General features: G+C 68.1%; 14 protein-coding genes and 1 tRNA gene. 7 read left to right on the top strand and 8 right to left on the bottom strand.

All coding sequences use genetic code 11. The features are described from left to right. The first annotated feature begins 247 nt into the window (after positions 1 to 247). Complete coding sequence (locus AC6I9V_RS00255; RefSeq protein WP_497897912.1) at positions 248 to 1189, top strand: NAD-dependent epimerase/dehydratase family protein; 942 nt, start codon at positions 248 to 250, stop codon at positions 1187 to 1189. On the opposite strand, the gene AC6I9V_RS00260 is transcribed toward AC6I9V_RS00255, so the two are convergent. Beyond that, the gene (locus AC6I9V_RS00260; protein ID WP_146337568.1) at positions 1186 to 1452 is read right to left on the bottom strand and encodes a hypothetical protein; all 267 of its coding nucleotides are present in this window, start codon (positions 1450 to 1452) and stop codon (positions 1186 to 1188) included. The genes AC6I9V_RS00255 and AC6I9V_RS00260 overlap by 4 nt on opposite strands. Before the next feature lie 39 nt (positions 1453 to 1491). On the opposite strand from AC6I9V_RS00260, the gene AC6I9V_RS00265 reads away from it, so the two are divergent. Further along, positions 1492 to 1725 carry a DUF5703 family protein gene (locus tag AC6I9V_RS00265; RefSeq protein ID WP_138769332.1) on the top strand — a complete coding sequence of 78 codons (234 nt, stop codon included), beginning with the start codon at positions 1492 to 1494 and terminating at the stop codon, positions 1723 to 1725. Between the two features lie 42 nt (positions 1726 to 1767). On the opposite strand, the gene AC6I9V_RS00270 is transcribed toward AC6I9V_RS00265, so the two are convergent. Beyond that, a complete protein-coding gene (locus tag AC6I9V_RS00270) occupies positions 1768 to 2928 on the bottom strand; it encodes an acyl-CoA dehydrogenase family protein (RefSeq protein WP_497900214.1) in 1161 nt (386 codons plus the stop codon). 31 nt (positions 2929 to 2959) lie between these two features. After that, positions 2960 to 4264, bottom strand: coding sequence for a M20/M25/M40 family metallo-hydrolase (locus AC6I9V_RS00275; RefSeq protein ID WP_497897913.1), 1305 nt, complete (start codon positions 4262 to 4264; stop codon positions 2960 to 2962). A gap of 162 nt (positions 4265 to 4426) precedes the next feature. Between AC6I9V_RS00275 and AC6I9V_RS00280 the strand changes: the two genes are divergently transcribed. After that, a tRNA-Leu gene (locus AC6I9V_RS00280) sits at positions 4427 to 4509 on the top strand. Positions 4510 to 4622: 113 nt separating this feature from the next. Here AC6I9V_RS00280 and AC6I9V_RS00285 read toward each other — a convergent pair. The 5 genes from AC6I9V_RS00285 to AC6I9V_RS00305 form a co-directional block, all read right to left on the bottom strand. After that, complete coding sequence (locus AC6I9V_RS00285; RefSeq protein WP_497897914.1) at positions 4623 to 5483, bottom strand: aminoglycoside phosphotransferase family protein; 861 nt, start codon at positions 5481 to 5483, stop codon at positions 4623 to 4625. Between the two features lie 75 nt (positions 5484 to 5558). Further along, on the bottom strand, positions 5559 to 6191 hold the full coding sequence (locus AC6I9V_RS00290) for a GNAT family N-acetyltransferase (protein ID WP_497897915.1): 633 nt from the start codon (positions 6189 to 6191) through the stop codon (positions 5559 to 5561). 287 nt (positions 6192 to 6478) lie between these two features. Further along, entirely contained in the window at positions 6479 to 7447 is a 969-nt protein-coding gene (locus tag AC6I9V_RS00295; RefSeq protein ID WP_497897916.1) for a hypothetical protein, read from the bottom strand. A gap of 178 nt (positions 7448 to 7625) precedes the next feature. Continuing rightward, positions 7626 to 9857: a 4-alpha-glucanotransferase gene (malQ, locus tag AC6I9V_RS00300; RefSeq protein ID WP_497897917.1), complete on the bottom strand. Its 2232-nt coding sequence runs from the start codon at positions 9855 to 9857 to the stop codon at positions 7626 to 7628. 7 nt (positions 9858 to 9864) lie between these two features. Continuing rightward, the gene (locus tag AC6I9V_RS00305) at positions 9865 to 10407 is read right to left on the bottom strand and encodes a hemerythrin domain-containing protein (RefSeq protein WP_497897918.1); all 543 of its coding nucleotides are present in this window, start codon (positions 10405 to 10407) and stop codon (positions 9865 to 9867) included. A gap of 180 nt (positions 10408 to 10587) precedes the next feature. Between AC6I9V_RS00305 and AC6I9V_RS00310 the strand changes: the two genes are divergently transcribed. The 4 genes from AC6I9V_RS00310 to AC6I9V_RS00325 are packed head-to-tail and all read left to right on the top strand — an operon-like array spanning position 10588 to position 13962. Continuing rightward, positions 10588 to 10974, top strand: a complete 387-nt coding sequence (locus AC6I9V_RS00310) for a TraR/DksA family transcriptional regulator (protein WP_349414132.1) — start codon at positions 10588 to 10590, stop codon at positions 10972 to 10974. Then, the gene (locus AC6I9V_RS00315) at positions 10964 to 11758 is read left to right on the top strand and encodes a M50 family metallopeptidase (RefSeq protein ID WP_349414134.1); all 795 of its coding nucleotides are present in this window, start codon (positions 10964 to 10966) and stop codon (positions 11756 to 11758) included. Before AC6I9V_RS00310 ends, AC6I9V_RS00315 begins: the two co-directional genes overlap by 11 nt. 9 nt (positions 11759 to 11767) lie before the next feature. Continuing rightward, the gene (locus tag AC6I9V_RS00320; RefSeq protein ID WP_349414135.1) at positions 11768 to 12832 is read left to right on the top strand and encodes a glutathione S-transferase family protein; all 1065 of its coding nucleotides are present in this window, start codon (positions 11768 to 11770) and stop codon (positions 12830 to 12832) included. Positions 12833 to 12843: 11 nt separating this feature from the next. Further along, complete coding sequence (locus AC6I9V_RS00325) at positions 12844 to 13962, top strand: serine hydrolase domain-containing protein (protein ID WP_497897919.1); 1119 nt, start codon at positions 12844 to 12846, stop codon at positions 13960 to 13962. Positions 13963 to 14009 lie beyond the last annotated feature (47 nt).

Genomic DNA, 14009 nt, shown 5'->3' on the forward strand with positions numbered 1-14009 from the left:
AATCCTGCCGGGGACCTACGACAATAAGGGCTGGCGCTCCACAGCCCGGAACGCGATCGGCGTGGGCGGCCGGGACACGGGGGAAATCATCCGGCCTGCCAGCCGGACGGGCGATGAGCGCTGCACCGATTCCCATGGATCTATTCAAGCGGTTAGGTCAGACACTATTGGCCGCTCCGACGGTACGTCGCGTCGTGGCCTGCTGCGGGCTTTAGAGTGCAATGGACTTGAGTGGCGATTCAGGAGGATGACGGTGCGGGCGGTTCTGTTGGGAGGAACGGGAGCCATTGGAGGAATGACGGCTTTGCGGCTCGCTAAAGCTGGCTGGAACGTGGACGTGACCGGCCGCAGTAGTTCACGTATGCCCGTCGAGCTCGTCGACGCAGGGGTACGCTTCCACCCGCTCGAGCGAAGCGATACCAAGAGAACCAAGGAGCTGGTGGGCGACGGCGCCGATCTCCTGGTCGACCTCGTCGCCTACACGGCAGCGGATGTTCAGGCCATCCTTCCCGCCATGGCCTCCGTGACATGCCCGGTGCTGGTGTCGAGCCGCGCGGTCTACACCGACGCCGCGGGCAGGCATGTCAACGGCGACGAGCCTCCTGAGTTTAACGGGCCCATCCCCGAGGATGCTCCCACGCTTCCGCCCGCCGGGGATGACATGAACCCTTACAGTCGTGAAGGCTACGCGCCTTGCAAGGTTGCCGCCGAGCGTACGGCACTCGACTCGGGCTTGCCGGTGACCGTCATCCGCCCCTCGAAGATTCACGGTCCGTGGGCCCGGCAGGCCCGCACCCAAAGCATCGTTGAGCACATGCTCCGCGGAGAGTCAGCAATTGAGCTGGCCAGCCCGGATACCGTCGACCATCTCAGCGCCGCCGCCAATGCCGCCGCCCTCATCGAGATTCTGGTAACGCAGCCGGGGCCCCGCGTTCTCAACGCCGCCGACCCGGACACGCCTGCAGCACTCCACATTGTGCAGGCCATTGCCGCACACCTCGGATGGAACGGCGACATTGATCTGATCCCTAACACGGTGAACCGAGGGAACCATCCGTGGCGGACGCCCATGACCCTCGACACCACCGCGTCCCGGGAGCTGGGCTACCAGCCGGTCGGTACTGCCCTCGAGTTGCTCGCCGATGAAGTGACCTGGGTTCAGACCCAGATCAGCGCCGGGCGGCCCTAGTCCTGGATCAGTTCGAGGTCTTCCTCGTCGTCGACGTCTTCGTTTTCCTCGTCGTCATCTTCTTCGTCAATGACCTCAAGGGGCGTCACTTCGCCATACGCTTCGTAGAGGGAGTCGTCGTAGACTTCAAAGGCATCGGCGACGGCGAAAAACGCCGCTTCGACCGCGGGATCCCCGTCTCCCCGCCGCGCCGCTGCAGCGGCCAGATGCTCCTCGAGGGCGGCGGTCAGGGACTGAAGCGCGACACGCGGATCGATGCTCATGACTTCACGTTAGCCCGAAAAAGACGAAAATGGAGAGCAATGAAGGAACATTTTCTGAGCAGCTCGGTCCGTCGGGAGCGGGACTATGCGCGTCAGTACGAGTACCTCGTGCTGACGGTCAGCCCTGAGGATTCCCTGCCGGAGGCGCGCCGCCTCCTCGCCGCCCATTCCGAGTACGGCAAGTGGGAACTTGAGCGTAGCGTCCTCTACGTCGGCGGCGGACGCCGCTTCTGGTTGCGCCGGAAAGTGATCCAGGTCCAGCGGACCGTCTAGGGCCCCCGCGGACCGTCCAGGGCCGTCCCAGCCTCGCTGCGCTTAGCCCTCCAGCGGGCCCAGCCAGGCGTTGGCCACCGTATTGTGCGCCGATTCGTCGTCGGAGGGGTGGAACATCCCGGCCAGGACATCCCGGTAGAGCCGCTCGAGCTCGGACCCGCGGAAGTAGCTTGAACCGCCGGAAACCCTGATCGCCAGGTCGACGACGGTTCGTGCCGTTTCGGTGGCGCGTACCTTGACCCCGACGAGTTTCGGGAACCACTGCCCGCCGTGATCGGTGAGGGCATCGACGGCGGCCGCCACCGCGGCGAGCTGCGGATACAGCCCATCCATCGCCATGGCAGCTTCGGCGACCTTCCAGCGGATATCCGGCTCCTGTGCGTAGCTGCGGCCGCCATTCTTGAACGAGGTGCGGCGCTTGACCGCTTCCACCCCCAGATGCAGCGCGCGTTCCCCGATCCCCGTGTACACCGCCGCCAGCAGCGTCTCGAAGCACGCGAAGATGGCGAAGATCAGCGGATCAGCGTTCGGGCCGACGGGGAGCTTTCGGAAGATTCGTTCCGGCGGCACCACGGCGCCTTCCAGAACCGTGGTGTTGGACTGGCTGGCCCGCATGCCCAGGGTGTCCCAGTCGGAGAGGATCTGGTAGCCGGGCGTCTCCCGGTCGATGAAGCCGTGGACCAGTTCGCCTTCGCCGCCGCGCGCAGTGGCGTCCTTGCCGAAAATGCCGAGCCGGGTCCAGGCCGGCGAGAGGCTCGTGAAGATCTTCCGCCCGGTGAATCCGTAGCTTCCGTCCGGCAACGGAGTGGCCTCGGTCCGTGAGTCGAAGAGCACGGAGTCGTTGCCGGCCTCGGAGTTGCCGAACGCAAAGATCTCACCCTGCGCGGCCTCCTTTAGCACGAAGTCCAGCGAGGAATCACCCCGGGCTGCCAGCACGTGCGCGACGCCGGTCCAGACCAGGTGCATGTTGATCGCCAGGGCGGTGGCCGGCGCTGCGGTGGCCAGCCTCCGCTGCAGTTGCGCCGCCCCGGCGAGACCGAGGCCCAGGCCGCCGTCGGACGCCGGGACGAAGATCTTCAGGTACCCGGCGTCGGCGAGGTCCCGGAGGTCCTCCGTGAAGAAAGCATTGTCCCGGTCATAACCGGCCGCGCGGGCGCGGATCCGTTCCAGCAGTCCTTCGGGCAGGATGTCTCCGGGTGTCATCTCTGTGGGAGCCATTCTTAGTACGTTCCGCTCAGTAGTTGGTCAGCAAGGTGTTCAGCACCCGGGAGCCGAACTTCAGCGAGTCGGCCGGGACCCGTTCGTCGACGCCGTGGAACATGCCGGTGAAGTCCAGGTCGTCCGGAAGCATCAGCGGTGCGAAGCCGTAACCGGTGATGCCCAGCCGGCTCAAGGCCTTGTTGTCAGTGCCGCCGGAGAGCGTGTACGGAAGGACCTTGGCGCCGGGATCCTCGGAGTGCAGCGCGTCGATCATGGAGTCCACCAGGTTGCCGGCGAACGGGACTTCGAGCGAGACGTCCTGGTGGACGTAGCTGACGTCCACGCCGGTGCCGGCAAGTTCGCGGACGATCTCGAGGACCTGTTCCTGCTGGCCGGGCAGCGTCCGGCAGTCCACCAGGGCCTCGGCCGACTCCGGGATGACGTTGTGCTTATAGCCGCCCTTAAGCAGGGTGGGGTTGGTGGTGTTCTGCAGCGTAGCGCCGACAAACCGCGCCACCGTGCCGAGTTCCTTGAGGATCTTCTCCGGGTCGTCCGGGTCGAATTCGACGCCGGTGAGTTCCGTTACGCCGTCCAGGAATTGCCGCGTCGTGGGGGTCAGTTCCACCGGCCACCGGTATTCTCCGATCCGCGAGACGGCGCTGGCGAGCCGGGTGACGGCATTGTCCGTGTTGATCTGGGAGCCGTGGCCGGCGCGGCCGTGGGCGACCAGCCGCAGCCAGGACAGACCCTTCTCCGCGGTCTGCAGCAGGTAGGTGCGCTGGCCGCCGATAGTGGCGGAGAAACCGCCGACTTCGGAGATCGCTTCGGTGGCGCCCTCAAACAATTCGGGACGGTGTTCGACGGCGTAGCCGGCGCCGTACTTGCCGCCCGCCTCCTCATCCGCAAAGAACGCGAAGATCAGGTCGCGCTTGGGTTTGCGGCCGGTCCGGGCGAAATCCCGCAGCACGGAAAGGATCATGGCGTCCATGTCCTTCATGTCCACGGCGCCGCGGCCCCAAATCAGGCCGTCCTTGAGTTCGGCGCCGAAGGGGTCCACGGACCATTGCTCGCGCAGGGCGGGAACGACGTCGAGGTGGCCGTGGACCACGAGGGCGCTGGCCGACGGATCTTCGCCGGCCAGCCGGGTCACCACACTGGCGCGGCCCGGGGCGGATTCGAAGATCTCGGCGTCCAGCCCGACCTCCGTGATCAGCCCCGCGGTGTACTCCGCGGCAGCGCGCTCCCCCGGCCCGGAACCGTCACCGTAGTTGGACGTGTCGATCCGAATCAGTTCCTGGCAGATCCGGACAACCTCGTCTTCGGGCCGAATGTCAGTCATATCGCTCCTCGTGGCAGTGGCTCAGTGCTGGCTTCAGCCTACCCACACCGCCCTGGCGGGCCCCGATTATTTGTTTCCGGAATCTTCGTGCTAGAGTCTTTCTCGCTGCTTCCGAGAAAAGCAAAACGCTGAACGGCGAAATTCTTCCCGGAAATACCACCTGCGCGGGTGGCGGAATGGCAGACGCGCTAGCTTGAGGTGCTAGTCCTCGAAAGGGGGTGGGGGTTCAAGTCCCCCTCCGCGCACAACAGGAAATGCCCCGGAATTCTTCATGGATTCCGGGGCATTTTTGTGTTTCTGCCCCCAGCGGATGCGGCTGTCGGTCTGCCGCTACTCTATGGGCCCGCCGGCGGGGCCGTCACCCCTGGGTGGGATCCTCAAAGGTGCCTGTGAAAAGCCGGGCCTGGAAATTCCGCAGTGCGAAGTCCCTCAGTTTCGAGTCGTTCACCAGTTCGGCGGCGGCGGCAACTTGCAGCGGCAGAGATGCCCGGTGGGCCCGTGCCCTGGCGATCGTCTCCTTGTCCGCCAAGTCGGCGACCCTGCTCGAGCCGAAGGCTCCGATGAGGGGTGCCAGGTCGATTGCCGGGTCACCGATGCAGGCATTGTCGAGGTCCACGACGCCGGAAGGTTGGGTGCCTGTCCACAGGATGTTGTGCAGGCCGAAGTCCCCGTGCACCAGCGTTGTGCCGGCAGCGGACTCTGCCTCCAACACGTTCGCGACAACTCGTCCGGCGGCGCTCCTCGCAGCCCTGTCCAGAGGGTGGAGAATCCGGTCCACGACGCCGGGCCAGTCCTCGCCTCCGCACGACTGCCTGACCGGACGAAGCGCACCCGCAGGTTGCCCGGCTCGCCGGAAGCCGGCGAGGACCACGTCCAGGGGCTCCCGGACTTCCGCCCAGGAGAGACCGGTCCGATGGTCGCCCGGGACGACGCTGGTGAGCTGGGCCGACCACGCCGGCCCAGAACGCGGTGCGGACAAAGCAACAGGAATTCGAAACGGAAGATCCATGGCCGCCAGGATCCTAAGGTTTCGATGTTCCCTCTGCGTCCGCAGGAAGTGTTCCGAGCCGCTTGCGACGCGCACAACGGCAGACGTGCCGAGGACCGCTACGTGATGGAACGCCCCGTGCCTGAACGCAGCCTCCTCCCACGGGAGGTCCGGCCACGCCATTTCAACGTCCGTCCACAGCGTTAAGGTGACGGCATCGAGAGTGTTCACGAGGGTCAGTCTCTCAGAACGCGGTTCCCGTTAGCCCGCATCCCCCGGATACCGATGGCGAGGAGGAGACCCGACCTACACCGCCAGCAGCCCGGCGGGCGTCTGACCGGCCAGGGAGGCAAGGGCGCGGGGGCGCAGGTCCGGCCACTCCTCGGTCAGCAGCGACAGGATGACGAAGTCGCGCCAGAGGCCGTCGACGTTCCGGGAGGAACGGCGCCGGGTCCCCTCGGCCGTGAACCCGAACCGCGCAAGCGAGGACAACGACCGCTGGTTGCGGGCGTCCACATCGCATTCGATCCGGCCGGCCCCGCACGAGAACAGCCAGTCGAGCAGGGTGATCTTCACCTCGTGGTTGACCTTGGCGCCCCAGAAATCCGGGTCCAGCACGGTCCGGCCGATCTTGACGCGCTCCGTGGGCTCGTCATGCTCCGTGATGCCGGTAGTTCCGACGAACCGCGACTGTCCCAGCGGCAGCTTCTGGTACACGGAGAAGACCTGGAGCCCGGCAAAGCGGCGGTCCACAAACGCCATCAACTCGGCCTCGCCGGCGGGCCTGGACTCGCTGTCGCTGAAGCCCTGGGACCAGATTTCATCGCGGGCCAAAAGGCGCGCCAGCGGCTCGACGTCGAGAGCTGTGAACGGTGCCAAGACGAACCTGCCCGTGACCGTCTGAAGGGTCGGCAGAGTGTCGGGAAGGAGCAGCGCCATTGCGGCCTTTCTGGTTCGCGGGGAAGCGTCGGGGAGGGGGAAAACGGAAGGCAATTTTGTCCGCGAATTTGAGGCGGCAAGTGAAATTATCACCCCGGTGCCCCACCCCGCAACGACACGCTGGCGTAGGGCATCCCGGCGGGCCTTCGCCGCGCCCGGAGCGGCGGTTCGGGAGCCCGCGGCAGTGCAGCAAAAAGCGCTGCGGAACCGGACGAACGCACCCCGGATCCAGGGTGCGGCCGTCCGGAATCAGCGCGGAAATCACGGCGCTCAGCACGCCTCTGCCGTTAGGTGAAAGCGACGCGCTGGATCTGCAGAACTTCCGAGCCGGACACGACGTTGACGCGGACCCATTCGTTGACGGAGGAGGCACCCTCGATCGTCACCCGGCTCAGGTTGGAAACACTGCCCGAGAGGCCGTAGAACGACTTCCATTTGGAGGTGGTCAGCGGCTTGTCCTTGATGTAGCCGTGGCTGTCGCCGTTGAACAGGAACACCGGACGCTGGAAGAGCGAGGCCTCGCTGGCAAGAGCCCGGACAATGGACTGGAAGGCCTTGCGGTAGCCGGGGCCCTGTGTGCCCGGCGCGAACATGTCCGCCTGGGTCAGCAGCACCACCGCCCTGCTGCCGGCGGCCTTGGCCGAGGCAAAGGTGTTCCTGAGCTGGGTGATGGTGGCGTCGACCCGGGCAGCCTCCTCGGCGAGTTGCGGTTCCGTGGGGGCCGTGTAGCCCAGGCCCGTCCAGGGCTTGAGGTCGTTTTCGGAGCCGACGATGTGGAGGGTGGCCAGGGTCAGTCCGCCGGCGGCGAAGGACACGTTCTCCTTGTAACCGGTCTGGACGGACACCGTCATCGCATTTTGACCCAGGGTGCGGCCGGACGACGGGAAGAAGATTGAACGGACCGTGGCCAGCCGCTCCAGCGGGTTGCCCTTGCCGACGCTGGCCCGGTGGCAATCCGCCCATTCGTTGTCCCCCGGTGTGTACACCAGCGGATCCACGAACTTGTCGAAGTTGGACTTGATCTTCTGGTAGTAGCTGGTGGAGCAGTTGCCGGAGCCGATGTCGCCCAGGTGGCTGACCATTTGGACGTTCGGGTCCTCATTGATTTGGGCTATGCGCTTGGGAAACAGCCCCAGCTGGGTGGAGCCATAGGGAATGTCGCCGATCACCGCGAAGCTGTAGCTCGTCGCCGCGCCCGCAGTCCCCGTCGCAGCACCGGAAATGCCCAATGCCAGCGCCAGCGCGGCCCCTGCCATCCTCGCGGCTCGCCTCATCAGCTTCCTCCCCGGGCTTCCGGACGCGCGGGCATTAGGGCTGTCCCCGTTGCCGATGGTGCCGAGAATAGCGCAGCGGAGCAGCCCTGCAACCAGTAGCGGCCACTGGGACGGGCCTGCCCCAGCCACTGGAAGGGCTACTGGCCTGTTACTGGGATGGCTACTGGGAGCCGGGCCCTCCGCCCGGGAGGAGCGCCTGCTGGACCCTGCTGAGGAGGGAACGGAATCTGGCGTTGTCCGGCAGTTCCTCGATGAGGACGACGCCGTCGGGTCCCGCGAGCGGCACGCACCAGTTGGGGTACTCCGTGCTGGTGCCCGGCTGGTTTTGCGTGCGGGTCTCCCCCACGGCATCAACCAGCGCGACGCCCAGCAACGACGACGGCGTGAGCGCAGTGAACGCGTACAGCGCCTCGACCGTGGCCTGCACCGCCGCCGGATCTGCCTGTTGCCCGGCCGCGTCGGTCGCCGTCCCCGGAACGGCGCCCCTGGCCGGCAGCAGCCCGCGCTCCCGCACCAGGGCGAGCACCGCTTCCTGCTCCGCCTGGTCGGCCGCCCTTGCTTCTTCGACCGGACGCCGCAGCAGCCCGAGCGACTCCCGGAGCGTGACATGGCTGCCGGCCAGGTAACCGGCCGTGGGCGGCAGGTCGTGGGTGTTGACGCTCGTGAGGCACTCCTGCCGGTAGCGTTCGGGTGCCAGCGGCCCGGCGTCGTCGTGTTCGAACCACAGGATGGAGGTGCCGAAGATTCCCCGTTCGGCCAGGTAGTCCCGCACCCAGGGTTCGAAGACACCGAGGTCCTCGCCGATCACCACGGCCCCGGCGCGCTGGGCTTCCAAGGCGAGGATCCCGATCAGCGCCTCGTGGTCGTAGTACACGTAGGTGCCTTCGCCCGGTCCGGCGCCCTCGGGGATCCACCAGAGACGGAACAGGCCCAGGACGTGGTCCACGCGGATGCCGCCGGCATGGCGCAGCACGGTCCGCAGCATGTCGCGGTAGGCGGCATACCCCGATTCGGCCAGCCGCGCCGGGTGCCACGGCGGCTGCGTCCAGTTCTGGCCCTGCTGGTTGAACATGTCCGGCGGGGCGCCGACCGTCACGCCGTGGGCAAGGACGCCGGACAGCGCCCAGGCGTCGGCGCCGCCGAGCTTCACGCCGACCGCTAGGTCGTGCACGATCCCGATGTCCAGGTCGGCCCGCCGCGCCGCGTCCTGCGCCGCTTCCAGTTGCTCATCGCAGATCCACTGCAGCCAGCGGTGGAACTCGATGCGGTCCGCGAGCGCCGTCCGTTGGGCTGCGGCGTACCCGGTTGCCGGGGAGGAAGCGGCGTCACCCCAGCCGTCCGCCGAAGGGCCGAGGGTCTCCGCGAGGGCCGACCACAAAGCGAAGTCATCGAGTCCCTGCCCCTGGTCTCGGCAGAAGTCGGTGAACTGCCGCGAACGCGCCGGACCCCGGCGGACAAGGAACACGCGCTCGAGGGCGGTGAGCTTCGCCTCGTAGCTGGCGTTGCGGTCCAGCAGCCCCGTCTCCCGGTTGGCGGTGTGCAGGCCGGACGCCAGCCGCTGCGTCTCAGCCAGTGCCGCGGGATCCAGGTAGGCGTACTCCTTGATCTCCTCCACCCGGATGTACAGCGGGTTGAAGAAACGCCGGGTGGTGGGCAGGTAGGGCGAGTCCTCCACCGGTGGACGGGGCTCGGCCGCGTGCAGGGGGTTGACCAGGATGAATCCGGCTCCCTGGGCTCCGGCCACCGCGGCGAGGTCGGACAGGTCGGCGAAGTCGCCAATCCCCCAGGAACGCGAGGACCGCACGGAGTAGAGCTGCGCCATGAGTCCCCAGCGGCGGCCCGCCAGCGCCTCCGTGGTACGCAGCCGTTGCGGCGTCACCACCAGGGCACACTGCGCACGGATGCCCGCCGCGTCGGCCTCGATGGTGTGCCAGCCCAGGGGCAGGGCGTCCGGGGTGCTGAAGCTCGCCCGCCCGGTGAGGACGCCGTCGACGTCGCGGGGCGCTTCCCAGTTCTCCAGCTGCCGGACCTCGTGCCGGGTTCCGTCCTCCGCGACAACCTGGACGTTGACGTCGCTGCCGTGTGGCACGTGGACGTGGAAAGTCGTTGCTGTTCCCTCCCGCGCCACCACCGTGGGCGGCAGCAGGCGGCGCCAGGGTGCAAGCCCGGCTTCTGCCAGGGCGCCCCGGACCTGTGCCTGGCTGTCGCAGGCTATGCCCAGGGCAGTGAGGACCCGGCGCAGGGTGCGAGCGGCGACGGAGCGTTCCACACCGTCCCAGCCCCAATACGAGGTGCCAACCCCGTGGGCCGCCGCCAACTCGCGCAACAGGGACCCGGCGTCGTCGTCTGCCGCTTCGTCGGGCGCGTCGAGTGGATCCGTACTGTCCGCCATCGGCGCGTCAGGTGCTGACCGGGGGCGCCGGCGGCACGGGGCCGTGGGGGGCGGCGTGGACGTGGGCCTCCCCCACCAGCTCGTGCAGCCCGGCGACAGAACCGGCCAGGCTGAGGCCGGGCGACTCCACGATGAAGGGCATCAACAGCCCGTTCTCCTTGTCCAGGTGCAAGGCGAAGACCTCGCCGATGCCGGCCGCGGCGACGGCGGCGTCGACCCCCTGCGCCGTCCGGAGCCGTTCGACCAGTGAGACGATGACCTTGTGTTCGGCCAGCATGCCCGCCACCAGCAGCCGGCCCTCCGGCGCGGCCCCGGCTCCGCTGTACAGCGGGCCTTCTTCGGCGAGCGCGTGCGGGACGAGCTCAGTCTCGCACCATTCCACCAGCACTTCGTGGGCGTCGTGCTCCGCCACCGTATTGTGCGCCTTCACCGCCTGGGTGAGGGCGGCGATCAGGGCGCGGAGACGTTTAAGCATCCCCGCATGGTGGGCCTCCACGGCCGCGAGCGCCCGCGCTTCCTCCTCGGCGTTCTTGGGAACCGGCGTGTCCATGGCATCTCCCTTGCTGGGCGGAACGTTGTTCCGGCTGGATGTGATCCAACTGTACGGCCGGCCCGGTTCCCTGGAACAGGCCTTTCGGCCCCGGGGACTCACGGGCCGACGGCACGGGCCGCCCCGGCGGTCCGTGCCCGTTTCGACGCTGTGCAGCCCGCCGCGCTAGCCTTGCATCCTATGGTTGACGTCGAACGGTTCCGGGTTTTCCTCACCGAGGAGCGCAAGCGGAAGCTAGCCCTGCTGCTTGCCCTGCGCAAGGACATCACCTCGGTGAACGCCGCCCGGCAGGATTCCAACGTCGACGACGAACACGATCCGGAGGGTGCGACGATCGCGTTCGAACTCTCCCAGGCCGCCGCGTTGCTGGAACAAAGCCGAGCCGGCCTCGCCCAGATCGAGGCAGCCCTGGCCCGGATTGATGCCGGACGCTACGGGATCTGCGAAGTCTGCGGCGGCCCCATAGCCGAGGGCCGGCTGGAAGCCAGGCCATGGACGCCCTACTGCATCCTGCACAGCGCCGGGCAGCCCCAAGCTGGAAGGCGCCACCATCCCCATGATCACTAACCCACTGGCCCTCGTTACCGAGGACCTCGCCGGGACGTGGTGGCAGCGGATCGTGGGCGGTTTCAGCCACGCCCCTGCCCCAGTGGTCACCGCTACCGAACTGCTGCTGGTGGTTGCCGTCGCCGTCGCGTTGTCCCTGCCGCGCATCAGCTGGCGGTACTTCGGCCTGCTCGCCACCGTGACCCACGAGCTGGGCCATGCCTTTGCCGCCCTGATGACCGGGCAGCGGCTGGGCGGCATCCGGCTGAGCCTGGACCATTCGGGTACCACCACGAGCTACAGCCGGCGCCCGCTCGCCGCGGTCTGGTCGACGTTCTGGGGTTACCCGGTGCCTGCCCTTGTTGGCGCCGCGATGGTGTGGTCCGGCTTCAACGGCTGGGGGCCCGCTGCCATGTCAGTGGGCACCCTGTTGCTGCTGGTCTCCTTCCTTTTCCTGCGCAACGGCATCGGGCTGCTGATCACGGCCGCGGCTGTCCTCGGCGCCGCGCTCCTGGTCCTGTTCGTCCCCGCCGAATTCATCGGGCACGTGATGATCGGGCTGGGCATCGCTCTGCTCGTGGCCGCCGTCCGGGACCTGGGCAAACTGGCGGCGGTGCATTCGCGGCACCGGAACCGGCTCTCGACGTCGGACGCGTACCTGCTGTCCCGGGCAACGCGCATCCCCGCGGCCGTCTGGATTGTCCTCTTCGCCGCCGTGGTGGCGGCCTGCTGGTGGTTCGCCTGGCAGCCGATGGCGCAGGTGTTCGCCACAGTGGCGCCGGGGCAGGGCCGCTTCCCGGCATAGGCTGGGACCATGAACACAACACACACCGACGACCCGGGCTTCAGCACCCGGGGCGCCTACGTCACCGGCGGTGCGGAATTCAACCGGGACACCAACTACATCGAGGACCGGATCACCCGCGACGGCGCCCCCGGGGCCAACGGCGAACCCGGCTGGCCCGTCGAGGCCGGCCGCTACCGGCTCGTCGCGGCGCGCGCCTGCCCGTGGGCCAACCGCACCGTGATTGTCCGGCGGCTGCTCGGTCTTGAAGACGTGATCTCGCTCGGCCAGCCCGGCCCCACCCACGACTCCCGCTCCTGGACCTTCGACCTCGATCCCGGCGGCCTGGACCCCGTCCTGGGGATCGAACGCATCCAGGAGGCCTACTTCCGCCGCTTCCCGGACTACCCCCGGGGCATCACGGTGCCGGTAATCGTCGACGTGCCCAGCGGCGCCGTCGTGACCAACAACTTCCCGCAGATCACCCTCGACTTCTCCACCGAGTGGACCGAGTTCCACCGCGACGGCGCCCCGGACCTGTACCCGGAGGCGCTCCGGGAGGAGATCGACGCCGTCAACAAGCGCGTCTTCACGGAGGTCAACAACGGTGTCTACCGTTGCGGGTTCGCCGGATCCCAGGACGCCTACGACGCCGCCTACGACAGGCTGTGGACGGCGCTGGATTGGCTCGAGGAGCGCCTCACCGGGCAGCGGTACCTGGTGGGCGAGACCATCACCGAGGCCGACGTCCGGCTCTTCACCACGCTGGCCCGCTTCGACGCCGTCTACCACGGCCACTTCAAGTGCAACCGGCAGAAGCTGAGCGAAATGCCGGCGCTGTGGGCCTACGCCCGGGATCTCTTCCAGACCCCCGGCTTCGGCGACACCACCGACTTCGTGCAGATCAAGCAGCACTATTACATCGTCCACGAGGACATCAACCCCACCGGAGTGGTACCGAAGGGCCCGGAGCTGGGCAACTGGCTCTCGGCACACGGCCGCGAGGCACTGGGCGGACGGCCGTTCGGCAACGGCACGCCGCCCGGGCCGGTCCGGGCCGGCGAGGAAGTCGCCGCCGGACACGGCGCCGGCTGACACCAGTGCCCATGACACCTGCCCCGGCCCTGTCCGCCGGAACGGCCGCCCAGGAGTTCCGTGCGGTGCGGGCACTCTTCGACACGTTTCTGGCGCAGGACCCGGGCTACAGTGCGCAGCTGGCGGTATACCGCCACGGCACGAAAGTCCTGGACCTCTGCGGCGGCCCCGGACTGGCCCAGGGCGACATCACCGGTACCTATTCCTGCTCCAAGGGCGCCGCGGCATTTGTGATCGCCCTGCTGGTCCAGGACGGGCTGCTCGACCTGGACGCCACCGTGGCGTCCTACTGGCCGGAGTTCGCCGCGCACGGCAAGGACCGGCTCACCGTCCGGCAGGCCCTCTCCCACCAGGCGGGACTGCCCGGCATCCCGGGCGGCTTCGCCCTTGAGGACTTCACGACGCCGGAGGCCGCCAGCGCCCTCGCCGCCGCCGCGCCGTTGTGGCGCCCGGGACGCACGTTCGGCTACCACGCGCTGACCATCGGCATCCTGATGGAGGAACTCTGCCGCAGGGTGGCCGGGGCTCCGCTCCAGGAACTCTACGAGGAACGCCTCCGCCGCCCCTTCGGGATCGATTTCTTCCTGGGTCTGCCGCCGGAGGAGGAACCGCGCTACCGGGAGGTGCTCTACACCGAGGACCCGGCCGCCGCGTGGCTGGATCCCCTGAGCTACGCCGGCCTGAACAGCAACGCGCCGGCCAGCGGCATCATGGAGTTGCCCAACCACCGCCTGATCCGCGCCGGCGGCATGAGCGCGGCCGGCGGGGTGGGTTCCGCCGAGGGGCTCGCCCGGCTCTACGCAGCGGCCACCACCGGGGTCCAGGGCGGTCCCGGGTTCCTGACGCCCCGGACCATAGGCGCGATGGCCGAGGAACAGGTGTGGGGCCTTGACCGCTCCTCCGGCCAGGACAACGCCTTCGCCGTGGTCTTTATGAAGCCCCAGCCGGGCCGTGATTTCGGCAGCCACCTCGCCTTCGGCCACGAGGGAGCCAACGCCGCCCTGGGGTTCGCCGACCCCTGCTACGGGATCGGTTTCGGCTACGTGCCCCGGCGCAGTGAGGAAGGCCGCACCAACGGGCGGGCGCAACGCCTCTCCGCCGCGGTACGGCAGGCCTGCGCAGCGTCCTGAGACGGCTCCCGAAGGTTCGTCCAGTTGTCGCAGCAGCCCGGCGGCCC

The organism is Arthrobacter sp. SlRoot2-15, from assembly GCF_059739345.1.